Genomic DNA, 24,587 nt, shown 5'->3' with positions numbered 1-24,587 from the left:
TTTTAAAATAACAAAAATTCTATGTTTTTTTACCCCAAAAAAACAAAAATACAGAAAAATAAAAGAAAGAGGAAAATTATGAAAAAGAATTTATTTAAAAAATTATTACCATTAGGATTAACAATCTTAAGTTCAATAACTTTTGTTTCTTGTAATGTACAAAAAACTGAAAGCAAAGAAACAGATAAGAAGACAGAACCTAATCCAACTACATCACAACCACAACCAACTGTAGTTGCAGAACCTAAAAAGGAAAATATAGATTATAGCAATGCATTAGTGTTTAAAAATGAGAATTCTCAAGCAAACTGATTTAAAAATTTAAAAAATTTAAAGAAAAAAGGTTTTCAAGGAATAAAAGGTTTTCAAGGAATTCAATATTATGCAACAAATAAATTCTTTGGATTAATTGGTCCTGGTTGAACTGATAATGAGATTTTTGTTACAAGAGAAGGATTGGATATAGAAAAAATTAGACAAGTAATAATTCCAAGCGATCCAAAAGAAGTTAAAAGATACCGTGATTCTTCTTGAGATGAATCGACTTCTACTTTGATTTTTAAATATAAAGTAAAAGATGATGAAAGTGATAAAGAATATTCCCAAACTATTAAATTTAATAAACCTGTTGATGAAAACGAAAAACAAGACGATAAATTACAAAAAAATGATAATACAAATGATGAAACTAAAACTTCAAAAAAAGAAGATCCAAATATAAAAAGTGGCGATCCAGAAGAAAAATCAACAACAAAAACTTCAGAAGTTCCTATTAATCCTAGTGAGAATCAAAATTCACAAACACAAGGAGAACCACAAGCACCTAAACAAAAAGAAAATCCACAAGATTCAACAGGCAGTAATGAAAGACCATCTCAACCCGAACCAAAAGCAACTGAACCGGAAAATATTAAAAATCCAACTTCAGAAGAACCTTCTGTAAATAATCAAAATGTTGAAAATATGTATGAAAATGCTTTAGTTCCAGCTTTTGACGATTGAAAATCAAGATTTTTAAATAAATTATCAAATTTAACAAAACATTCTTTCAAAGGTCTTCAATATTATTCTAGTAGCAATTTTATAGGACTCCTTGGTGGAAACAGAAGAGAAGATAACAAAATTTTTGTTGCAAAAGAAGGATTAGAATTATCTAAAATTAAAAGAGTTTCAGAAGTAAGTTCTGATCCAAAAATACATGACGATGTTAAAAAATTCCCTTCAAGTTCAAATGATGCTGTATATGATGCAACTACTAAAATATTAACTTTTAAATATAAAATAGAAGGTGATTCAACTGACAGAATATATACACAAACCTTTGATTTAAACGAATCTTCTAATTAAAAAATAAATGAAAATACAGGAAATTTCTGTATTTTTGATTTTTGATTTTATTGAATTAATATAATTATTTATCTTTATATTCATCCTTTAATAATGATTCAGGGATTGAATATAAATTAATATGACAATAACCCAAAGGATTTTTTTCAAGATATTTTTGATGATATTCTTCAGCTTTTGTTTTATCATAAACTTTATCAAATTCAATGTAATTTTCTTTATTTTCTTTATTAATAAATTCTTTATTTAAATCTTCGAATATTTGTAAAACAATTGGATCATTTGAATAAATTCCAACTCTATATTGTGTTCCTTTGTCATTTCCTTGTTTATTTAGAGAGTAAGGATCAATAATATTTAAATATAATTCTCATATAGTTTCTTCATCTATTTGTTCATCATCATAAATAACTCTAACTGCTTCAGCATGTTTAGAACCAGAACAAACTTCTTTATAAGTTACTCCTTCAAAGTCTCCATTTATATAATAAGATTCAGATTGAATAACACCTTTAATTCTTGAAAAATAAGCTTCTACTCCTCAAAAACATCCACCTGCTATAAAAACTTCTTTTTTCATATTTTCTCCTTATTTTTTATTGATAAATTAATGATACTAAAATATAAAAATTAGTATAGAAAAAAGAGCAATAAAATGAAAAAATGCATTTTTTTGCTATAATTTAAATAAAAATTATTTAAAAAGATTATTAAAGTAAGTGAGGTAATATGTTTTTTGATGATAAAGATGAAAAAGAAAAATATATTCTAGATGACGAAGAAATGGAAACTGTTTTTAAAGAAGAAACAGCAGAAGAAAGTGATGAAGAGGAAGTAGCACCACAAGATAAAGAAGAATATGTGGTTTCTTCTCAAATTATAGAAAATGAAGCAGGTGGAATAATTCCTAAACCTATTTCAGATGAAATGAGAAATTCATTTCTTGAATACGCAATGTCTGTTATTGTTTCTCGTGCTCTTCCAGATGCTCGTGATGGTTTAAAACCAGTTCATAGAAGAATTCTTTACGGTATGAGCGAACTTGGTATTACCCATAGTGTTGCACATAAAAAATCAGCTAGAATTGTTGGTGATGTTTTAGGTAAATATCACCCACACGGTGATTCTTCTGTGTATGATTCAATGGTTCGTATGGCTCAAGATTTCTCATTAAGATATCCATTAATTGACGGGCATGGTAACTTTGGTTCTATTGATGGAGATGCAGCAGCTGCGATGCGTTATACAGAAGCAAGAATGTCTAAAATTGCTTCTTTAATGGTAGAAAGCATTAAAAAAGATACAGTAGATTTTATGCCTAACTATGACGGTTCTGAAAGTGAACCAACAATTCTTCCTTCTAAAATTCCAAACCTATTAGTTTCTGGTGTTACTGGTATTGCAGTAGGGATGGCAACAACTATACCACCACACAATTTAGGAGAGGTTATTGATGCCACTATTGCTTTAGCTAAAAATCCAGAAATTTCAATTGATGAATTAATGCAACATATAAAAGGACCAGATTTTCCAACAGGAGCTATGATTTTAGGACAAAGTGGTATTACTAAAGCTTATGAAACTGGTAGAGGTTCCTTTATTTTAAGATCAAAAGCAAAAATTGAAGAATTAAAAAATGGAAAAAGTAAAATAATAGTTTATGAAATCCCTTATGAAATCAAAAAACCTATATTAATTGAAAAAATTGTTCAATTAATTAAAGAAAAAAAACTTGATGGAATTTCTGATATTAGAGATGAAACGTCAAGAGAAGGAATAAGAGTTGTTTTCGATATTAAAAAAGGATTTATCCCTGAAGTAGTACTTAATAATCTTTTTAAATATACATCTTTACAAGTTAGTTATTCTATTAATATGATTGCTTTAGTGAAAGGAGAACCAAAACTTTTAAATCTTAAAGAAGCATTAGAAGTTTATTTAGAGCATCAAATTGATGTATTCACTAGAAGATTGCAATTTGACCTTAAAAAAGCAGAAGAAAGAGTTCATGTTTTAGAAGGATTGAAAATAGCTATTGAAAATATTGATGAAGTAATTAAAATTATTAAATCATCTAAATCCGATGCAGAAGCACAAGAAAAACTCGCTGCAAGATTTAATTTAACTCAAATTCAAACCAAAGCTATTATTGAAATGAGATTAAGCAGATTAACTGGTTTAGCTGTTGAAAAACTAGTTAATGAAATGGAAGAGTTATATCAAAAAATTAAAGAACTTAAAGAAATATTAGATTCAAAAGAAAAATTAATTAACTTAATTGTTTCAGAATTACAGGAAGTAAAAGAAAATTTTGCTGATGAAAGAAGAACTGAAATTACTGCAACAGAAGTAGGAACTATTCAAGATGAAGATTTAATTCCATCTCAAGATGTTGCTATAACATTAACAAATAATGGTTATGTAAAAAGAATAAATATCGATGAATACAAGACACAAAATAGAGGTGGAGTTGGTTCAAACACTGCTTCTACTTATGAAGATGACAACTTAAGTTCTATTTTAATTACTAATACACATACTGATTTATTAATATTTACAAGTTTGGCAAAAGTTTATAGATTAAGATCATATCAAATACCAGAACAAAGCAAACAAGGTAAAGGAATTCCTTTCATTAATTTAATAGGAATTCAAAAGGATGAAAAAGTAATTTCAATGTTATCTATTAATGAATATAATTCAGGTACTTATTTAGTAACAGTTTCTAAAAAAGGAATTATTAAAAAAACAGAAATTAGTAACTATGAAAGAATTAATGCAAATGGAAAAATTGCACTTGGTCTAAAAGAAGGAGATGAACTAAAAAGAGCATTTGTTGTTAAAGATGGTGAAGAAATCATTATTGGAGCATCAAATGGAAATGTTGTTCGTTTCTTAAGTGATGAATTAAGAAGCACAGGAAGACAGTCTGAAGGAGTTAGAGCAATAAAACTTGAACAAGATGATGAAGTAGTAGGTGCTTCAACAACTGCTGAAGGACAATATATTTTAGCTCTTGGTGAATTAGGTTTTGGTAAAAAAACTTTAATTGATGAGTATAGAATCACTGCTCGTGGTGCTAAAGGTGTAAGAACTATTAATAGTGAAAAAGCAGGGAAATTAACTTATATTGGAAATGTTAAAGGAAACGAAGAAATTCTTATTTTAACAAAACAAGGAATTGCTATCAGAACATCCCTTTCTCAAATTGCAGAGACTTCTAGAAATACAAAAGGTGTTAAAATTATTTCTTTAAGAGAAAAAGATTCAATTAAGGCGATTGCAAAAATTGATGGTTTATCAGAAAATTAAAATATTTTATAATAACAAAAATAGTATAAAGAAAAATGAAAAACAATAAAATCAATCAAAAAATGGTTGATTTTTTAAATTTTTGCTATTAACTGGGAAAGAGGAGATAAAATTTCCATTTATACTTACAAAAGCATAAATGGAAATTTTTTGACTAATTAATTATCTTTTAATTTGTTTATGATTTAATAATTCAACCGGTACAATAATTATTAAAATTATACTCATAGGTATTAAAGAACCTAATATTCCTGATAAATAAATATCATCTTTTTTTACAGGATTTGGCAAAAAAGTTCCTATTGCAAAAAGAATAACAATTATTAAAAAGAGCAAACCAAAGAAGATAAAAAAGTTTTGTATATATTTTTTAATATTTCATTTTTTATCAAATGCAAAATCAATATTATTTTTATTTTTTATATAAAATATTAAAGGAAAAAAAGAAAACAAGAATTTATTTACTTTTTTATTCATTTTAGAAATTCATAATCACTGATAAAAAAATAAAAACACCATGACTACAAAACAATAAAATCAAGTAAAAAATAAAGATACTAAAGTTATAATTCTTGTGCTAATTTTGTCAAATAAAGATAAAAAAGATAATATGAAGCAAATGACAAAAGTTAATTTAAATATAATTGAATATAAACTAAATAGATGAATCTGTTTTAATTTCATTTGAAAAGAATCCCCTTTTTATTTTTATATTTTCATTATATACCTTTCTTTGCATAAAATTTAAGAAAACTTTAAAAATAGTATTTTAATTATATTTTTTGTATATATTTAATATTTTTGTTCTATAATAAAAAAAGAAAGAAGGAACAATGGAAAAAATAGATAAAGAAAAAAGATTAAAAGAATTAAGCGATCTTGAATACAAAGTTACACAAGAAGGTTATACTGAAAGACCATTTACAAATAAATATGATAAGCATTTTGAAGAGGGTATTTATGTTGATATAGTAGATGGAACTCCTTTATTTAAATCTGATGATAAATATGATTCTGGTTGTGGTTGACCTGCATTTTCCAAACCCATTGAAAAAGATATAATTACTGAACACAATGATTTTTCTCACAATATGATTAGAGTAGAAGTAAAAAGTAAAAATGCTAATTCTCATTTGGGACATGTTTTTACTGATGGACCTAAAGATAAAGGCGGTTTAAGATATTGTATTAATTCTGCTTCTTTAAGATTTATTCCATTAGATAAAATGGAAAAAGAAGGTTATGGAAATTATTTAAAATTATTTGATAAAAAATAAGTTTTATAAAGGAAAAATAGTTATTTTAGAATAAAAAAGAAATATCTAGTCGATATTTCTTTTATTTTTTAACTATAAATAAAATGTCTAAAAAGATTCTTATAAATGATAAAAGTAAGTTTAAACCAAAAAGTAAAGATCTTTTTAACATTATTGACTTTATTTCTTGTTCATCAAAATTGGTAGAGATGATAATTGAAGCTTCTCTTTGAATTATGTTAAAGTTGAATCCTATTAAAATTCAAGAAACAGCTATACTTATTACTGAAATGACTGTAATAATAACGTTATTAGAAATAAATCAAGTAATTATAGATAAAACCAACATCATAACAACACCAATATAAACAAATATTCTTAATTTAGAAAAATCAATTATATTGAAATATCCTAAAAATCCAAAAACTGCAATTGATAAAGTAGGAATTAACATAGCTAATAATATATATGAAATCGCATTAGCTTGTTCTGTGTTGACTACTTGTAAAATAATGATAGGTATTCAAAATGATTGAAGTAGTATAGTAACAATATAAGCTGCAACTAATAAAAATATATTTTTCGTTTCACTATTGCGAGCTAGATAACTTATTAATGCAAAACATACTAAAATTATGACTAAGTGAATTAATCAGTAAAGATTAGAAACAGCTAATCTAAATATTAAATTTAAATAAGCTGTTTTTACTGCTTCTATAGCAATTGTTGCATAGGAAAGTAAAAATATAACTGCTAATCCAAAAGTTAGTCATAATAGAGAGTAAAACACCATTCTATTTTTTAATTTTTTTTGTGTATCATCTAAAGATACATTTATATTTTTTTGACTTTTATTTATTAACATAATTAATAATTATAACACATTGTTATCTGAGAAAAAATACCTATTTTTCCTAATTTTTTCCTTTTTGAAGTATAAATCTTCTTTTTTGGAAATATTAAATATGAAAATAAGGAAACAAGAAGATATAAAGGACTGTGGACTAGTAGTTTTGCAATCACTTTATCATTATTACCACTCAAAATGGATAAATTTATCTGATTTAAAAAAAGAAACCTTTTATAATCAAGATGGAATAGTGATAAAAAATCTGCAAACACTTTCAGAAAAACACGGAATAAAATTAGAAGCATTTCATATTGATTTTGAAGCACTTTCAAATTTAAAATCAGAGAAACCTTCTATTATTTTAATAAACGAAGGCGAGTTAAATCACTATGTAATCTTTTTAAAAATAGATAAAAATTTTGTTTATTTACTAGATCCGCTTGTAGGTAAAAGAAAAATAGAAATTGAATTTTTTAAAAAAATATTTGTAAATATAATTCTTACAACAGAAAAAATTTTTGATCCTAAAACAAAAGCAATTAAACAGAAAAATCCTTTATTTTTGTATATTTGAAACGAAAAAAGTATTACTATTTTTTTGTTAATTATAGTTTGTTCAATCCTTACTTTTTCTAGTTCTTTCTTTTTAAAAAACGTTATAAATAAAGCAATTTATTTTAATAATATTAGCATTTTGATTAAGTTAACTATTGTTTTTGGTTGAATTTTGTTATTTAGATTTTTGCAAAACATCTTAAAAAGCTTATTTTTAAAAAATTTGCAGATGGTCATAGAAGAAAACATTATGAAAAATTTTATTTTTTCTCTTAAAAGTGCTCAGAACTCACAATTATTTAAATTAGATACTTCAGACTATATAAAAAGATTTAATATAATACCAAGTTTTGCTTCTTTTATATCAAACTTTGCTTTTACACTAGTTTCTGAAATTTCCACTTTTATTTTTGCATTTTTCATTATTTTGTTTTTAAATTGAAAATTATTCTTGATAACTTTCTTAATAGGTTTTATTTTCTTTATGTTTTCCTTTATAGAGAAAAAAGCAGTTAATTCAAAATATAATGATATTTTAAAAAGCAATGCTTCATTAAATTCTAGTTATTATAAAGTAATTACAAATTTTGATAAACTAAAAAAAGAAGATTTCTACAAAATGATTAATAAAGATTTTGAAAGCAAATATAAAAAACTGAAAGAAAAAGATTTACACTTATGAAAAATTAATTTTATTTTTAAAAATTTCCAAAAATTTTTAATTGAGTTTTTACCAATAATACTAACTTTTATTTGTGCTTTATTTGTTATAAAAGGGGAGTTTAAACTCGGCGATATGATTTTATTTATAACTTTTTTTGCTGCTTTTGTAAATCCTTTGAATAGTATTTCAGATTTAATTGTGTATTATCCAATTTTTTTAGAAGAGTATGATTTATTGAAATTCATTTTATTTATTGAAAAAGAAAAAAATGGTACTCATTTAATTGAAAAAATAAAGTCTATTCAACTTGAAAATATAGATTATAAACCTAATAATATTAAATCAATATTAAAAATTAATAATTTAGAAATCAATAATAATTTAATTTTAAAAGGGCAAAATGGTTCAGGAAAATCTACTTTATTGAAAATTTTAAATTTAGATTTAGAATCAAATTTTAAAATAAATAATTTACCAATTTTACATTTTGATAAAAGTGAATTAAGAAAAAAGATAATTTATATTAATAAGGAAAGTTTTTCATCTAGTATAGATGTATTTGGTTATATTACTAAATATAATCCACAAAAGGTCGATACTTTTCTAAACAATTATAGTTTTTATGAATTGGATAAATTATTTATTAAATGACAAATAGATTTAAAAACAGAAATAAAGGAAAATTGGGTCAATTTTTCAGAAGGACAAAAACAAATAATATCTATTTTACAACTTTTGTGTCAAGAATTCGATTTGATTTTATTGGATGAAGCTTTTGAAAATATATCAATTGAAAATTTTGAAATTTTAAAGAAAATAATTTTGAATTTTCAAAAAGAAGCAATTTTTATAGAAGTTTCTCATTCTAACAAATATTTAAATGAAAGTGAGATTTTTGATCTTGATAAAGAAAAATAATTTAATAATATTTTTATCCATACTTTTATTTTTTATATTTATTATTTCTATATTTTTAATAACAAATATAAAAGAAAATGAGCAAATTCCTATTTCTATTACAGTAAATAATAAGAAAGAATTAAATTTTGAGATAGATACAAACACTTTTTTATCTATTAAAAAAAGCAGTTATATTATAATTAAAAAACCTTATTTAAAAGATGAAGATAAAGAAACACTTTTATTTATAAAGGAAATAAAAAACATTAAAAACAATGTTTTTAATGTTCGTTTATCTCAAAATAGTAATTTGAAAATAGTTCCAAATTCATTAATATATGGTAATTTAGTTTTAACCAAATATAAAAATTTTATAGAATTTATTATTTAATTCTTTCAAAAAGTATTTCACCTTTTTGAGTTAATGTATTATCAAAAAGTTCTCATTTTCCTATATTATCAAAATCAACTGACTGAATATTTAATTGTTGAAGAGCTAAATTCGCTTTGTTTTTTAAAATAGAAGACATAAAGCAAGTTATAGCATAAATTCCGTTTAAAAGAGTATTTAAAACAACTTCCAATCTTTCTTTATTATCTTTTAAAGTTCATGGAAGAGTTAAATCAATATAACCATTTAATTTTTTTGATAGATTAAAAACTTCTTTATAAGCTTTATCAATTTTAAAAGAGTCCATTTCATTGCAAAATTCTTTTTTGGTATTAAGTATTTCAGAAAAAATTTCTTGTTCTAAGTCTGTTAATTGTTCTTTTTTATATTTTAATGGTACATTAAAAGATTGGTGAATCATTGCAATTGTTCTTGATAGTAAATTTCCAAAATTGTTAGCTAAATGAGAGTTGTAAACATTTTTGAATTGTTCTTCATCAAAATTAGCATCATGTCCCATAATAATTTGTGTAGATAAGTAGTATTTTACGGGTTCTGCTCCGTATTTGTTAATTAATTCAATGGGATCAACTACGTTGTTTAAGCTTTTGGACATTTTAATACCATTAGCATCTCTAATAAGACCATGACTTAAAATTGTGGTAGGTAGTTTTAAATCCATTGATTTTAACATAATTGGTCAGTAAATACAGTGAAACCTTGTTATTTCTTTACCTACTATATGAACGATTTCATCTCCATTTTCTCAATATTTCTTAAAATCAGAATCATTTTTTAAACTAAAATTAAGAGCACTTACATAATTAAATAAAGCATCTAATCAAACGTAAATGACGTGTTTCGGATCGTTTTGTAGTTTTATCCCTCAATCAAAAGAAATTCTTGTAACAGAGAGATCTTCAAGTCCTTTTTCTAAGAAATTATTTTCTAACTCTTTTATTATTTGTTTTGGAAAAATAAAGTTTTCATTGTTTTTTCAATATTCAAGTAATCATTCTTGAAATTGAGACATTTTAAAAAAATAAGATTCTTCTTCAACTTCAACTAACTCATCTTCACTAACTGGATGAACTAATTTACCGTTTTTTTCTTTAGCTTGTGTAACGGTTAAAAATTCTTCGGAACTAATAGAGTATAAACCTTTATATTTATCTTTATAAATAATTCCTTTAGAAAGTAAAGAATTAAATACATTTAAAACAACTTCCTTATGATTTGTGTTTGTGGTTCTAGAAAAATAATCATAGTCAATTTGTGCTAATTCTCAAAGATCTTTAAATTTTTGAACTTGCATATCAACGTATTTTTGTGGTTCTAGATTATTTTCTTTTGATTTTTGTTGTATTTTTAATCCATGTTCATCTGAACCAGTTAACATTTTGACATCATATTTTCTATTTTTCTTGTAGTTTGCAAAAACTCATGCAAGAGTAGTTGTATATAAATGTCCTATATGAAGATTTCCCGAAGGATAATAAATAGGCGTTGTAATAAAAAATGTTTTTTTCATTTTATCTCCTTGTTTTTATTGGTTTATAAAGTTCTTTAACTTCATCTCTGTATTCATGTTTGCTTTTATCGTTAATGTGTAAATAAATGTTTTTTTCAAAAAAAGTCCCCCAACCAGATTGAAATCTAGATTCAATTAAAGCAAATTTAGGATTTTCATTTTCTCTTGGTAATACAAATTGAACTCTTTTTGGCTCGAATTTGTATTTTCTCAATAATTCAAAGCAATCCACAAGTCTCTCTATAGGTAAAACAAAACTTAAATACCCTTTTTCTTTAATTATTTTAGAACTCCCTAAAATAATTTGTTCTAAGTTTAATTTTATTTCATGTGTTGCAATCAGTAATTCTTCATTTATCTTTGTTTTTCGCGTATTTTTGTCTATTTTATAAAAAGGTGGATTGCAAACTATTGCATCATATTTTTGTAATTGATTTTTATTGTGTTCTTTATAAAAAAGATTAAAATCATTTAATATTAAATTAATTTGTTTTTCTTTTTTATTGTGAATAACATTTTTTTTAGCTAAATTTAGTGCTTTTTCTTGAATTTCTAGAGCATCTATTAGTATATTTTCATCTCTTTCAGAAATAAAAATAGATAATGCAGCATTATTTGTTCCTATTTCAAGAATATTTTTAACTTTTCTATTTATAGTTATGAAATTACCTAATAATATTGTATCAACTGAATAATTAAACATATTTTTATCTTGATAAATATATAAGTTAGAATCATAACCTAAAGAATTTAAAACTATTTTCTTATTCATATATTTAATTAAATTTTATTAACCTTGGATTTTCGGAGTATTTTCTTCCTTCTTTAGCTAATAATTTTCCATTGATTTTAGTTGCATCAGCACTGAAAGTATTATTTATGGTTAGCATAAATTCACCTACTCCATAAGAATCAACTGGTGTATTTTCTTTTTCAAACATTGCAATTCTTTCAGGATCAAAACCAGAAGAAACAATTATTTTTACATGTTTTCCACCATTTTCATCTAGTGCTTTTCTTAAGTTTTTAATTTGATTTGGAGTAACTCCAAATTCATTTTCATTATTTTTAAACATTTTATCTCTAACAGCTTTTGAAGTATCAACTCTTACACCGAAAAGTTTTTCTTTAAATTCTTTTAAAACTGCTAAAGAATCACTAATAACATCGTTGTGAAAATCAACAAGTGCTATTAATGGTTCGTCTGGAAAAAGTTCATAGTAATATTTCATTACTTCAACTAAATTCCCGTTAAAATTCTGTATTAATGCATGTGGAATTGAACCAAAAACCACTTCTTCTTTACCTCTCGCTCCTGCATTGGTGGAGTGAGAAGTTATACCAGCAAGTTCAACAGCTATTCCATCTCTTTCTTGATTAGAATAATGATCTGAACGATCTCCCATAAAGACAATTTCTTTTGTTGGTGCTGCTTCCATACATCTTTTTGCATTAGTAGCAATAGATGTACTTCTTGCTAAAACTCCATCAATTATTCCTTCATAAATTCCAAAATATTTATATTCTCCTTCTAGTTCAAGAACAACTTCTTTATTATTTATAATTGAACCTTCGGGTAAATATTTTATAGAATATTTAGAAGTATCTGTATTATTTTTTAGCAATTCTAAAGCTTCGTTCATTCCACCTAAAATTGAATTATCATGTCTTTGAAAGAACTGTAAAGTAACAATTGAATTCGGGTTAAATTTTTCGATAATTTGCTTTGCTTTAAAAAAATAATTAGCAGCATAATAATCTAATTTATGTTTCATTTTTTCCTCTTTTCAAAAATTAAGTTTCACTGAAATTAAAAAGTATAACATTTAGTAATAACTATCTTCAGACTTTACTGTCGGCTCGGGAATTCCGCCCGATCATGCTCTATGAGTACGATGGCTTTTACATCCGGTTGGGTAATTATCCCAGTCAGGAAACTACAAACAAATGTTTGCAATAAAATTTTACTAAAAAAAGCAATTTTCCTTTGTAAAAATTTGTTTTTTGTGTAAATTAATACTAATTTGAAAAAAACATAGAACCTAAAGTCCTATGAATTTTCTTTTTTGTTATTATTTATATCATATTTTTTCTTAAGGAATTCAAACAATCTTTCTGCTTCTTTTTCATCAATAGAAATATCTATTATTTCAACTTTTTTATCTTTATCTATTTTTAAAATTTCTAATATTGATTTGAAGTAAGTACTATTTGCAAGGTCTATTGTTTTAATTGGCAAATCCATTGCTTGAACTTTTTTTAAGATAAGTTGATTTGTTTGATTTTCAAAAAAAGGAATTAAGTGTGAATAATAAATACCACTAGACATTCCTCAGTATCAAGGTTGTGACAAAATTAAATTATTATTTTCAAAAAAATCATCTGAACTTTCACCGTTTAAATAGTGCTTTTCAAATTCTTTTTTATTTATTTTTTGAATTTCTTCTTCACTCAAACTATGATAATTATTTTTATCTAATTCTGGATTTTGCTTGTATAAATTTTCTCAAAAGGATTTGTTAAAAAAGTTTAAAAAACTTTCTTGTAATTCATTAAAAGAATGAATTATTGCATAACCATTTTTTATAATTTGATAAGCTTGCTTTTCATAAGGTATTTTTTGATAATTAAAATATTTGTATTTTTCTAAATTTATCATAAAATGCGGATCTTCAATTTTCTTTATATTGTTATCGTCTTGATATTTACTTAATAAATTTCCAAACTCATAAATATCTTGCATTCTATATTGTTTTTCTTCTTTAATTTCTTCATTTTCAAAATTAAAAATTTTTACACAAGAAACAAAAGAAAAAGGAATTGTTGACACTAAAATATTACTTAAAAAAATTAATTTGTTTTTCATATATTTACTCCATTAGTTATATTATATAATTAAAATTAATTTTTATGTAAAAAGGAATAAAAAATTCTTCTAAAAAGAAGAATTTTGATTTTTATTTATATCTAATAGAATCAAGCATTTTTTCATCAAATATTTTTAAGAATTCAACCATTAAGTTAATCATTGCTTCAATATCAAATAATGAAGCAACTCCTAAAGGTGAATGTAAATATCTTTGTGGAATAGATAAACTGATTGTTGGAACACCACCTTTTCCGTATTGTAATTCAGCAGCATCTGTTCCACCACCTTGTGCTACATATTTATAAACTGGAATGTTATGTTTTTTACCTAAATCCATTAAAATTTGTACTAATTTTGGATCCATTAATGTTTCAAAATCTTGAACATTAATTGCAACTCCTGCTCCTAATTTAGGAATTCCTGTAATTGCTTGATAAGTATCGTGGGAAGCTCCAGTATCAATTGCAAAAGCAATATCTGGTTCAATTATAGAAACAGAAGTTTTTGCTCCTCTAGAACCAACTTCTTCTTGAACTGTTCCAACAAAATATGGTCTATTTGGTAATTTTTCATCTTTTAGTCTATTAATAATTTGATCAATTACTGTAACTCCTGCACGGTTATCCATTGCTTTACCAGCAACTAAATCCGGATTAAATAATCTAAAAGTTTCTCCGTGCATATAGATTCTGTCACCAATTTGAATTCCTTGTTCTTCAGCTTCTTTTTTATCTTTGAAACCAAAATCAATAAATAAATCTTTAATGTTTATAGCTTTTTGGATTTTTTCATTTTCTAAAATATGAATGGATGTATGGCCAAAAACCCCATAAAATTCTTTATTTTCGCTAGTTATAAGTTTAGCTTTAGTTCCTACTACCACATTAGGTCATACTCCACCAATTGTTACAACTCTAACTTGTCCATTTTCTAAAATTTCAAGAACTGAAAAACCAACTTCATCCATATGTGCAGCCAGCATAATTTTTGGTCCGTGATTGTGATCTTTTTTAGTTATAATAACACTTCCCATTCTATCTCTTGAATATTCTACATTAGCATCTTTAGTATTTTTTCTTAGTGCTTCTACTACTTGATCTTCATATCTAGAAACACCTTCTATTTCCATATATTCTTTTAATCTTAAAAATAATTGTTCTTTGTTATTCATTTTTACTCCTTATTTATATTGTATTTTGCTGTATTGTTCATTGTTCATAAATTTAAAGAATTCAGTTAATAAATTAATTACTGCTTGTAAATCATTTAAATCACAAACTCCAAGTGGAGAGTGTAAATATCTTTGTGGTATTGAGATTGTTACGGTAGCAACACCACCTTTTCCATATTGCAATTCAGCAGCATCTGTTCCACCGCCTTGCGCTACAAATTTATAAATTTTAATACCCTTTTCTTTAGCTATTTTCATTAAAACTTCAATTAGTTTTGGGTCCATTATTGTTCCACGATCTTGAACTCTAATAGCAACACCATCTCCTAATTTTTGTCTCCCACTTATTGTTTGGTAAGTATCATGAGAAGCAGTTGTATCGATTGCAATTGCTATATCAGGATTTATTTTTGATACAGAAGTTTTAGCACCTCTTGTACCAACTTCTTCTTGAACTGTTCCAACAAAGTATGGTATATTATCTAAGTTTAAATCTTTTAGGTTATTAACTAAAAAATCTAAAACGGTAACTCCTGCACGATTATCCATTGCTTTTCCAACTACTAAATCTGGATTAAATAATCTAAAAGTTTCTCCATGAATGTAAATTATATCTCCCGCTTGTACACCTTGTTCTTCAGCTTCTTTTTTATCTTTAAAACCAAAATCTACAAATAAATCCTTTGTTGTTACAGCTTTTTGAACTTTTTCTTTTTCCAAAATATGAATGGAAGTATGACCGAAAACCCCATAAAATTCTTTATTTTCACTTGTCACGAGTTTTGCTTTAGTTCCTATTATGACATTCGCTCAAATTCCACCGATAGTTGCTACTCTAACCTGTCCATTTTCTAAAATATCAAGAACTGAATAACCAACTTCATCCATATGAGCACTAACCATAATTTTTGGTCCTTTATTATGATTTTTTTTGGTAATAATTAGTGAACCAAAATTATCATATTCATAATTTAAATTTTCACTAATTGTGTTACTTTTAAGTTTTTCCGCTACTTTTTCTTCTCTTCTAGAAACACCTTCAATTTCCATATATTCTTTTAATTTTTTAAATATTTCTTCTTTATTGTTCATTTTCTACTCCTTGTAAAATTAAGTTTTTTATAAATTCAAAAGTAAATCTATTAATAATTATAAGATTTTCTGCAAAAAAACAACTAAAAATAATATAAGCTTTTTCTTTTTTGAATATTTCTTTTTTATATGTTGTTTCAATAAAGTCACTTATTGAATTAATTAAGGGCAAAACATAATTTTTATTAAAATCAACAACAGAAATTAAAGAATAATTATTTTTATATTTAAAGTTAAAACTCATATTATCTTCTTTTTCAATTAAAATAGCAAAAATTTTGTTTTTTATTAAGATATTAATTTTTGGATTATTGAATATTGATTCAAAAATTTTGCTGTATTTTTCTGTATTAATCACCTTAATATAATCAAGACAAGCTAATATTTTTCGTTTATTTCCACCTTTTAAATTTTCTTCAAGTTCTTCAATTGAAATATCTAATAAAGGCTTTGTTTTTAGCATATTTTCTTTTTCTAAAGAGAATTCTTTATTTATTTTTAAGAGCACTTTTTCAAACTCATTTTTATATTTTTCTGGAATTCAAGAAACATTTAATTCATCTTCTATTATTTTTTTTTGCTTTATGATATTTTTTTCATTATTAATTGTTTCAATAACTTCTTCATAATAATTTTTTTTCATATTTTCATAATAAAAATATAGATAATAAAATATCATCTATATTTATTTCTTATTATTTTTTAACTCTAATTTCTTTAAGTCTTGCAGATTTACCTTTTCTATCTCTCATGTAGTAAAGTTTTGCTCTTCTAACTTTGTTTGAACGCACTACTTCAATTGAAGAAATTGTAGGAGAATTTAAAGGGAAAGTTCTTTCAACGCCAATACCATAAGAAACTTTTCTAACTGTAAAGGTTTCTCTTGTTCCTTCATTTTTCATAGCTATAACTAAACCTTCAAAAATCTGGATTCTTTCTTTTGTTCCCTCTTTAATTCTTACGTGAACTTTAACGTTATCACCTTGTTTAAATTTAGGTAAATCAGTTCTTATTTGTGAACTTTCAACAATTTCCATTAATTTATTTTGCATTTTCTTTCCTTTCTAAAATATCTGGTCTATTTTTTTTAGTTTTTTCAATTTGTTTTTGTTTCTTTCATTCTTCTATTTTTTTGTGATGACCACTAAAAAGAACTTCAGGAACTAGCATATTTTTATAATTTCTTGGTCTAGTGTATTGTGGATAATCAAGCAATCCATCATTTTCAAAAGAATCGTTCAAATGGGATTCTTCCTTTATAACACCTTTAACAAGTCTAATTATAGAATCAGCAACTATCATTGCAGGTAACTCACCACCTGTTAAGACAAAATCGCCAATTGAAATTTCTTCATCAATTAAATAATCAATAATTCTTTCATCAAAACCTTCATATCTGCCTGCAATTATTGTTATCTCTTTTTCTTTAGATAATTCCCTTGCTTTTTGTTGATTAAAAACTTTTCCTTGTGGACTCATAACAATTTTTTTACCACCAACTGTTTGCAGTGCTAAATCAATTGGTTCTATTTGTAAAAGCATTCCATGACCGCCACCATAAATTTGATCATCAACCTTTTTATGTTTGTTTTGTGAAAATTTTCTTATATCTATGATGTTTATTTCAATGATTCCTTTTTCAATTGCTTTTGCAATTATAGATTCACTTTTAAATATTTCGAAATAATTCGGAAATAGTGTCAAAAAGTTAATTTTCATACTATTTTGCTTTTTTAGAAGCAGCGAATTCGCTTAAAATTGATTCTTTTTTCAATAATGTTCTAACAGTTTCAGTTGGTACTGCTCCAATGTTTAATCATTTTAAAATTAATTCTTTTTCAAGTTTTAATTCTTTAGAACTTGGGTTATAGTGTCCTAATACTTCAATAAATCTTCCATCTCTTGGTGCTCTTGCATCTGCAGCAACAACTTTATAAATAGGATTGAATTTATTTCCTAAACGTTTTAATCTAATTTTTACCATATTTTCCTTTCTTGTTTTTTTATACTTATTTATTTTATTAAATTATTTAATGCTTTAATAATGAAATAAATTTTACCACTTTTTGAAAAAATGTCAAGTAAAAGTGCTTGACAGATGATTTTATTTTTTTATTTTAAAATTAAAAAACTTAAAAAAAGAGATTTTTTTCATTTATAAAGACTAAAAAAAACAAAAAAATTACATTTTTTGTATAATTAAAAAATGAAAAATACACAAGACTTTATTACCATAGTTGGTGCAAAAGAAAATAACTTAAAAAATATAAATCTAAAAATACCAAAAAATAAGTTAGTTGTATTTACCGGGGTTTCTGGTTCTGGTAAATCATCACTTGCTTTTAATACAATTTATGAAGAAGGAAGAAGGAGATATGTTGATTCTTTAAGTTCATATGCTAGACAATTTTTGGGTGGAACTAAAAAACCTGATGTGGTGTCTATTGATGGACTTTCTCCAGCCATTTCTATTGAACAAAAAACAACTCATAATAATCCACGTTCAACAGTAGGTACTATTACTGAAATATATGATTATTTACGTTTATTATATGCAAGAATAGGAAAACCATTTTGTCCAAAACACAAAATAGAAATTACAAGTCAAAAAACCAAAGATATTGTTGATTCTATCTTTACTTTTCCGGAAAATTCAAAAATTTACATCCTTTCTCCTGTTGTTTCAAATGAAAAAGGTTCACATGAAAAATTAATTGAAAAATTAAAGAGAGAAGGGTTTTTAAGACTAAAAATTGATGGAAAAATTTTCCTTATTGAAGAAGACGAAATTAAATTAGAGAAAAATAAAAAACACAATATTGAAATTGTTGTTGATAGACTAAGTATTGAAGAAAAAAATAGAGGTAAAATTACCGAATCAATCGATGTAGCTGCTGATTATTCACAAGGAATTGTTAATGTTGAAATTCTCAATCAAAAAACAATTACTTTTTCTAAACAGCAAGCTTGTCCATATGGTGATTTTAATATGCCACACATTGATACAAAGGATTTTTCTTTTAATTCACCAAGTGGTATGTGTGACAAATGTAAAGGAATTGGTGTTATTTTAAGAGCAGATTTTGATTTAATAGTTCCTAATAAATTCTTTTCTATTCAAGAAGGTGCAATCAAATTATTTCCTTTTCCAATTAATGGCAAATCTATTGAATGAAAAGAATTTGAAATTTTATTAAACTATTATGATATTGACATTAATAAACCAATTAACGAACTTTCTGAAGAACAAATAGATATCTTAAAATATGGTTCTGAACATGAAATTAGTTATACTATCAAATCTGAAAGTGGTAATAAATACAATAGAATAAGAAGAATTGAAGGACTTTTAGAAAGAATTGAAAGAAAGTATTTAGAAACTTCTAGTGAAGATATTCGTAATTGATACAAGAAGTTTATGTCAGAATTTAATTGTGATGAGTGTGGCGGAGCGAGATTAAATCGCTACTCATTAGCTGTAAAAATTAATGATTTAAATATTTTTGAACTTTGTAACTTATCCATTGAAGATACATTAAAAGAGGTTCAAAATTTAAGAATTAATGCTTTTGAAAAAGAAGTTGCTGAATTATTAGTTAATGAAATAAAAGATAGACTAAGTTTTTTAGTTAATGTAGGATTAGAATATTTATCTTTAAATCGTAAATCAGAAACCCTTTCAGGTGGAGAATCACAAAGAATTAGGTTAGCAACACAAATTGGTTCAAATTTAACTGGCGTTCTATATGTTTTGGATGAACCATCGATTGGTTTACATCAAAAAGATAATCGTAAATTAATTAATTCTTTGAAAAAAATGGTTGAAATTGGTAACACTTTAATAGTTGTTGAACATGATGAAGAAACTATTTTAGAAGCTGATCATATTATTGAAATAGGACCTTTAGCAGGTCGTAGTGGTGGAGAACTTGTTGCTCAAGGAACTGTAGAAGATATTATGAATAATCCAATATCAGAAACAGGAAAATTTTTATCAGGTAAAAATTTTATTGCTATTCCTAATAAAAGAAGAGCAGGAAATGGGCAATTTATTTCTATAAAGGGAGCAAAGGAAAATAACTTAAAAAATATTGATGTTAATTTCCCATTAGGTAAATTTATCGCAGTTACAGGTGTTTCCGGTTCTGGAAAAAGCACTTTGGTTAATGAAATTTTAGTTAAAGCACTTGAAAATATGACTTCTGAAGAAAAAGTAAGAGTTGGAAAACATCAATCAGTAAATGGACATTATAATATCGATAAATTAATTAAAATTTCACAATCACCAATAGGAAGAACTCCAAGATCAAATCCAGCAACTTATACGAGTGTTTTTGATGATATAAGAGATGTTTTTGCTAATTTAGAGGAATCTAGAAGTCGTGGTTATTTAAAGGGGAAATTTTCTTTTAATGCTTCCGATGGTCGTTGTGAAAAATGTCAAGGTGATGGAATGCTAAAAATAGAAATGCATTTTTTACCTGATGTTTATATCAATTGCGACCACTGTGATGGAACAAGATATAAAAACGAAATTCTAGAAATTAAATATAAAAATAAAAATATTTCAGATGTTCTAAATATGACTGTTCTTGATGCTTATGAATTTTTTGAAAATCGACCTAAAATTGCAAGTAAATTAAAAACTTTAATAGATGTTGGGCTTGACTATATCACTTTAGGACAATCAGCAACCACACTTTCAGGTGGTGAAGCACAAAGAGTAAAATTAGCTAAATTTTTACAAAAAAAACCTACAGGAAAAACTTTTTATGTACTTGATGAACCAAGTACAGGATTACATCCACTTGATGTTTCCAAACTAATTAAAGTTCTTAATAGATTAGCAGATAGTGGTGAAACTGTTTTAGTAATTGAACATAATTTAGATATTATTAAAGTAGCAGACTATGTAATTGATTTAGGTCCTGGTGGTGGAGTTAATGGTGGAAAAATAGTTGCAACAGGAACTCCAGAAGCAGTTGCTCAAAATGAAAATTCTTTTACAGGTCAATATTTAAAAGGAGTCTTGAAAAATGGAAAATATTAAAATTTCTTTTTTAATACATGAGTTTAACTTAAATCCTATCAATAATTTTCCAGAAGGGGAAATAAAAAGACCTTCTATTAATAGGGCAGGTTTATTACTTGCTGGTGCAGTAAGTAATGAAACTTTAACTAAAAACATTGTTGCCTGAGGTACAAATGAATCAGAATTTTTACTCTCTTTGAATCAAACAGAAAGGAAAAACGCACTAATTCGTGTTTTAGGACAACACCCACCACTGTTGATGTTATCAATTGGTTTTTCTAAAAAACTATATGATGAAGTACTTGAAATTGCAAACCAATTTTCAGTGCAAGTTACTAATAGTGAAGAACATTTATCCACTTTAATTGCAAATATTGGGAGTTTTTTATCTGAATATTTTGCTAAAAAAGAAGCGGTTCATGGATGTGCAATTATAATAAATGGAATTGGTGTTTTAATAGTAGGTTCTTCAGGTGTTGGTAAGTCTGAAGCAGTATTAGAATTAATACAAGATGGACATACTTTTGTTAGTGATGATACTGTAATTATTTCAAGACTCGGAACCAGGTTTATAGGAAAACCCTCCCCAATCACTCAAGATTTATTAGAAGTGCGGGGAATAGGTATAATAGATATTAGACATACTTATGGTTCAAGTATGATTAGAAAAAAACTTGATATAGACTTAGTTTTAGAGTTAGTATTAAGTGATAACTCAATTAACTTTGATAGATTGGGAAATAGTGAATTGCACTATAATATATTAGGTGGAACCATTCAAAAGATTCAAATACCTGTTAAACAAGGAAGAACAACTTCTTCTTTAGTGGTAGCAGCTGTTAACTCTTACCTAGTTAAACAAGATGGTTTGGATCCGATTCAAAAAATACAAGAAAGGATAAAAAGCAATGCCAAATAACCCTAATTTTCCTGATTATTTGAAAAATGCTCGTGCTTTTAACGAAGGAGAAGCATATTATTTATTTAATCAAACATGATTACCTGTTTATAGTGTAATGATTATGCTTGGTATGATTTTAGCAATTTTAACCATCTTCTTTTTCTGAAAAAGAGAAAAGATGAATACTGATCATTTAGCAATCTTGGTTATGATTACTATACCTACTTCAATCATCGGTTCAAGACTTGGATTTATTTTTGAACAACTTATTGCAGGTAATGCAGAAAGTTTAAAATACACTTGATGAAATATTAGATCAGGTGGTTTATCAATTCAGTGAGGTGTTATTCTCTCAACTGTTTGCGATTTAATTTATATATATTTTAAAAGAGATGTAATTGATTATCGAAAAGCAATGAGTATTATTTTACCAGCTGTTTTAATAGGACAAGCGATTGGTAGATGAGGAAATTATACCAACCATGAAGTTTATGGAAAAATAGATGCGGATGGAAGCACTGTTTTATGACTTGGTGAAACAATTGTTAGAAATATGTTCATTAGTGATGCAGTAAATACAGAAGGAGCATTAAGAGTACCTTTATTTTTCTATGAGTTTCTAACATCAATCGTTGGATACGTAATTATTGTTTGAATATTTAATTTATTTAATTGATTAAGACCTGGAGTTACTGCTGGTTTCTATTTAATTTGATATGGAATAGTTAGATCTTCAATGGAGTTTTTAAGACAAGAATCATATGTATTTTATTTTGTTTTAGCAATTATTTATATTGTTGTAGGTCTTATATTTGTAATTTACTATCAATTTTTTGCAAATTACAAATATTCATTTAATAAAACAGGAATTAAAGTAAATAAAGTTCAAAGATACGAGAAAACAAAAGAAAAAATGTTTTTCATTACTTGAGTAAACTATAAAAGAATTAATTAAAATTATAAAATAAAAGAAGGTATAAAAATGGAAAAAATTTATGATGTAGCAATAATAGGTGCAGGTCCAGCTGGTTTAACAGCAGCAATTTATGCATCTAGAGGAAATTTATCAGTCGCAATTATTGAAAAAGGTGCTCCTGGTGGAAAAATGGTAGCACAATCAAAAATTGAAAACTGACCAGGAGATAAAGTTGTAATGGGAGCTGATTTAGCTCTAAGAATGTATGAACATGCTTTAGAATATGGTGCAGAGCATTTATACGGAGAAGTAGAAAAAGTATTATCTTTAAGTGATTTTGAAAAAGAAATTCACTTAAAAAATAATAAAATTATTAAAGCAAAAGCAGTAGTGATTGCTTCAGGTATGAACGAAAGAAAACCAATGGATATTGAAGGGATTTTAGAATTTGAACATCGCGGTGTTTCTTATTGTGCAATTTGTGATGGTCCTTTATTTGGTAAAAACCCATCTATCATTATAGGTGGTGGAAATTCAGCTGTTGAAGAAGGTTCTTTCTTAGCCTCTATTGCTTCAGAAGTAAATATCTTTGTAAGAGATGCTAAATTTAATGCAGAACCAAGACTTGTTGATGAATTAATGTCAAAACAAAATGTTAAAGTTCACTTTAACTCTAAAGTTTTAAAATTAAAAGGAAATACTTCTTTAGAAGAAGCAGAAGTTGAAATTGATGGTAAAATTCAAACAATTAAAGTTGCTTCACTATTTCCATACATTGGATTTATTCCTGCAACCGGTTTTTTAAAATACTTAAATATTTTAGAACCAAATGGTTTTATCAAAGTGGATCACTTTCAAGAAACTAAAGAAAAAGGAATATATGCCATTGGAGATGTAACTCAAAAAGAAATTAGACAAATAGCAACTGCAACAAACGACGGAACTATTGTAGGAAAAATTCTTACTAATCGTTTAGGAAAGTAAATTATAAATTGCAATAATATTTAATTATTTGCAAAAACTATATATAGCCAAAAACTAAAAATAGAAAAATAAAAAAATTTGAAAAAAATTATTTTATGTTATCATTTTAAGATATATTAATTTTTTAAGGAGAATAAAATGAAAAAAAATTTAAAAAATATATTTTTATCACTAGGAACAGCAACAGCAGCATTATCAGGATTTGCTTTTGTAGTTTCATGTGGAGAAACTAAAAAACCAACTGAAAATGAACCAACAACACAATCAGATGTAGCAGATGACTTGTTTGTAACTGAAGCAGAAAAAACATTTAAAACAGAAACAACTGACTTTGCAAAATACGATTTTAAATTCGATAAAACAAAAAGTACTTCTACTGGTTTTGAATATGTTTTAGATTTAGTTGACACAACAGCTAATGACACAACACCAGTTAAGCACAGTGATAAACAATTTACTTTAGAATTAAAAGAACTTACTGCTGACGGTAAAGTTAAAACAGATGGTAAAACATTTACTGCAACATCAACTGCTGATGGGAATCACTACAAATTTAGTTTTACATACGGAAGTGATGTAACATCAAAAGATCACTTTGGTTCATTAGGTATTTCTTCATTAAAATATGATACAAATACAACAATCGTTTTAAAAAATAAATAATTTAGTTATTTACTTAATAAATTAATAATAGAATATTGATATGTATTCTATTATTTTTTTTACTTGGATTAAAAGTCAAAAAAGCAAAAAAAGACATTTTTTCCCGAGTTTCCCAGTTAACACTAAAAAGCAGAAAATCAACCATTTTTTTGG

23 protein-coding genes are annotated in these 24,587 nt (G+C 25.6%); 10 read left to right on the top strand and 13 right to left on the bottom strand.

The genetic code is table 4. From position 1 onward, the window contains the following. The first annotated feature begins 78 nt into the window (after window positions 1-78). Complete coding sequence (locus tag ACXX87_RS01925; protein WP_436358574.1) at window positions 79-1,347, top strand: hypothetical protein; 1,269 nt, start codon at window positions 79-81, stop codon at window positions 1,345-1,347. Between the two features lie 64 nt (window positions 1,348-1,411). Here the strand turns inward: ACXX87_RS01925 and msrA are convergent, their stop codons facing one another. Next, a complete protein-coding gene (gene msrA / locus ACXX87_RS01920) occupies window positions 1,412-1,927 on the bottom strand; it encodes a peptide-methionine (S)-S-oxide reductase MsrA (protein WP_458573178.1) in 516 nt (171 codons plus the stop codon). 149 nt (window positions 1,928-2,076) lie between these two features. Between msrA and gyrA the strand changes: the two genes are divergently transcribed. Continuing rightward, complete coding sequence (gyrA, locus tag ACXX87_RS01915) at window positions 2,077-4,659, top strand: DNA gyrase subunit A (RefSeq protein WP_458560446.1); 2,583 nt, start codon at window positions 2,077-2,079, stop codon at window positions 4,657-4,659. A 162-nt stretch (window positions 4,660-4,821) separates the two neighbouring features. On the opposite strand, the gene ACXX87_RS01910 is transcribed toward gyrA, so the two are convergent. After that, on the bottom strand, window positions 4,822-5,136 hold the full coding sequence (locus ACXX87_RS01910; protein WP_458559200.1) for a hypothetical protein: 315 nt from the start codon (window positions 5,134-5,136) through the stop codon (window positions 4,822-4,824). Between the two features lie 356 nt (window positions 5,137-5,492). Between ACXX87_RS01910 and msrB the strand changes: the two genes are divergently transcribed. Further along, window positions 5,493-5,936, top strand: a complete 444-nt coding sequence (msrB, locus tag ACXX87_RS01905; protein ID WP_458557441.1) for a peptide-methionine (R)-S-oxide reductase MsrB — start codon at window positions 5,493-5,495, stop codon at window positions 5,934-5,936. 61 nt (window positions 5,937-5,997) lie between these two features. Here msrB and ACXX87_RS01900 read toward each other — a convergent pair whose 3' ends face one another. Next, window positions 5,998-6,780 carry an MAG0110 family membrane protein gene (locus ACXX87_RS01900; protein ID WP_458557442.1) on the bottom strand — a complete coding sequence of 261 codons (783 nt, stop codon included), beginning with the start codon at window positions 6,778-6,780 and terminating at the stop codon, window positions 5,998-6,000. A 100-nt stretch (window positions 6,781-6,880) separates the two neighbouring features. Here ACXX87_RS01900 and ACXX87_RS01895 point away from each other — a divergent pair, with 100 nt between their 5' ends. Both ACXX87_RS01895 and ACXX87_RS01890 read left to right on the top strand, forming a co-directional pair. Continuing rightward, complete coding sequence (locus ACXX87_RS01895) at window positions 6,881-8,902, top strand: Mbov_0121 family peptidase domain-containing ABC transporter (protein ID WP_458573177.1); 2,022 nt, start codon at window positions 6,881-6,883, stop codon at window positions 8,900-8,902. Then, entirely contained in the window at window positions 8,865-9,275 is a 411-nt protein-coding gene (locus tag ACXX87_RS01890; RefSeq protein WP_458573176.1) for an MAG1140 family protein, read from the top strand. Before ACXX87_RS01895 ends, ACXX87_RS01890 begins: the two co-directional genes overlap by 38 nt. On the opposite strand, the gene metG is transcribed toward ACXX87_RS01890, so the two are convergent. The 10 genes from metG to rpsP form a co-directional block, all read right to left on the bottom strand. Further along, window positions 9,268-10,806: a methionine--tRNA ligase gene (metG, locus tag ACXX87_RS01885; protein WP_458573175.1), complete on the bottom strand. Its 1,539-nt coding sequence runs from the start codon at window positions 10,804-10,806 to the stop codon at window positions 9,268-9,270. The genes ACXX87_RS01890 and metG overlap by 8 nt on opposite strands. 1 nt (window position 10,807) lies before the next feature. Beyond that, entirely contained in the window at window positions 10,808-11,578 is a 771-nt protein-coding gene (locus ACXX87_RS01880; protein ID WP_458573174.1) for a tRNA1(Val) (adenine(37)-N6)-methyltransferase, read from the bottom strand. 4 nt (window positions 11,579-11,582) lie between these two features. Continuing rightward, entirely contained in the window at window positions 11,583-12,581 is a 999-nt protein-coding gene (locus tag ACXX87_RS01875) for a nicotinate phosphoribosyltransferase (protein ID WP_458557445.1), read from the bottom strand. A gap of 275 nt (window positions 12,582-12,856) precedes the next feature. Then, a complete protein-coding gene (locus tag ACXX87_RS01870) occupies window positions 12,857-13,672 on the bottom strand; it encodes a hypothetical protein (protein ID WP_458573173.1) in 816 nt (271 codons plus the stop codon). 91 nt (window positions 13,673-13,763) lie between these two features. Continuing rightward, a complete protein-coding gene (locus tag ACXX87_RS01865; protein WP_458573172.1) occupies window positions 13,764-14,846 on the bottom strand; it encodes a M42 family metallopeptidase in 1,083 nt (360 codons plus the stop codon). Between the two features lie 9 nt (window positions 14,847-14,855). Further along, entirely contained in the window at window positions 14,856-15,938 is a 1,083-nt protein-coding gene (locus tag ACXX87_RS01860) for a M42 family metallopeptidase (RefSeq protein ID WP_458573171.1), read from the bottom strand. Then, window positions 15,928-16,581, bottom strand: coding sequence for a hypothetical protein (locus tag ACXX87_RS01855; RefSeq protein WP_458573170.1), 654 nt, complete (start codon window positions 16,579-16,581; stop codon window positions 15,928-15,930). The genes ACXX87_RS01860 and ACXX87_RS01855 overlap by 11 nt, the downstream gene beginning before the upstream one ends. A gap of 52 nt (window positions 16,582-16,633) precedes the next feature. Beyond that, window positions 16,634-16,990, bottom strand: a complete 357-nt coding sequence (rplS, locus tag ACXX87_RS01850; RefSeq protein ID WP_458573169.1) for a 50S ribosomal protein L19 — start codon at window positions 16,988-16,990, stop codon at window positions 16,634-16,636. After that, on the bottom strand, window positions 16,980-17,657 hold the full coding sequence (gene trmD, locus ACXX87_RS01845) for a tRNA (guanosine(37)-N1)-methyltransferase TrmD (RefSeq protein ID WP_458573168.1): 678 nt from the start codon (window positions 17,655-17,657) through the stop codon (window positions 16,980-16,982). Before trmD ends, rplS begins: the two co-directional genes overlap by 11 nt. A gap of 1 nt (window position 17,658) precedes the next feature. Then, window positions 17,659-17,922 (bottom strand): 30S ribosomal protein S16, encoded by a 264-nt coding sequence (rpsP, locus tag ACXX87_RS01840; RefSeq protein WP_458573167.1) that lies wholly within the window; start codon window positions 17,920-17,922, stop codon window positions 17,659-17,661. 222 nt (window positions 17,923-18,144) lie between these two features. On the opposite strand from rpsP, the gene uvrA reads away from it, so the two are divergent. The 5 genes from uvrA to ACXX87_RS01815 all read left to right on the top strand — a co-directional run bounded on the left by uvrA (window position 18,145) and on the right by ACXX87_RS01815 (window position 24,434). After that, on the top strand, window positions 18,145-20,988 hold the full coding sequence (uvrA, locus tag ACXX87_RS01835) for an excinuclease ABC subunit UvrA (protein WP_458573166.1): 2,844 nt from the start codon (window positions 18,145-18,147) through the stop codon (window positions 20,986-20,988). Continuing rightward, window positions 20,975-21,889, top strand: coding sequence for an HPr(Ser) kinase/phosphatase (gene hprK, locus ACXX87_RS01830; RefSeq protein WP_458573165.1), 915 nt, complete (start codon window positions 20,975-20,977; stop codon window positions 21,887-21,889). The genes uvrA and hprK overlap by 14 nt, the downstream gene beginning before the upstream one ends. Further along, window positions 21,879-22,826 carry a prolipoprotein diacylglyceryl transferase gene (gene lgt / locus ACXX87_RS01825; protein WP_458573164.1) on the top strand — a complete coding sequence of 316 codons (948 nt, stop codon included), beginning with the start codon at window positions 21,879-21,881 and terminating at the stop codon, window positions 22,824-22,826. Before hprK ends, lgt begins: the two co-directional genes overlap by 11 nt. A gap of 27 nt (window positions 22,827-22,853) precedes the next feature. Further along, the gene (locus tag ACXX87_RS01820) at window positions 22,854-23,771 is read left to right on the top strand and encodes an NAD(P)/FAD-dependent oxidoreductase (protein WP_458573163.1); all 918 of its coding nucleotides are present in this window, start codon (window positions 22,854-22,856) and stop codon (window positions 23,769-23,771) included. A 138-nt stretch (window positions 23,772-23,909) separates the two neighbouring features. Further along, complete coding sequence (locus tag ACXX87_RS01815) at window positions 23,910-24,434, top strand: hypothetical protein (protein ID WP_458573162.1); 525 nt, start codon at window positions 23,910-23,912, stop codon at window positions 24,432-24,434. Window positions 24,435-24,587: the final 153 nt, after the last annotated feature.

It is taken from the genome of Mycoplasma sp. 613B (assembly GCF_054343485.1).
This window is presented reverse-complemented; position numbering and strand designations above follow the sequence as displayed.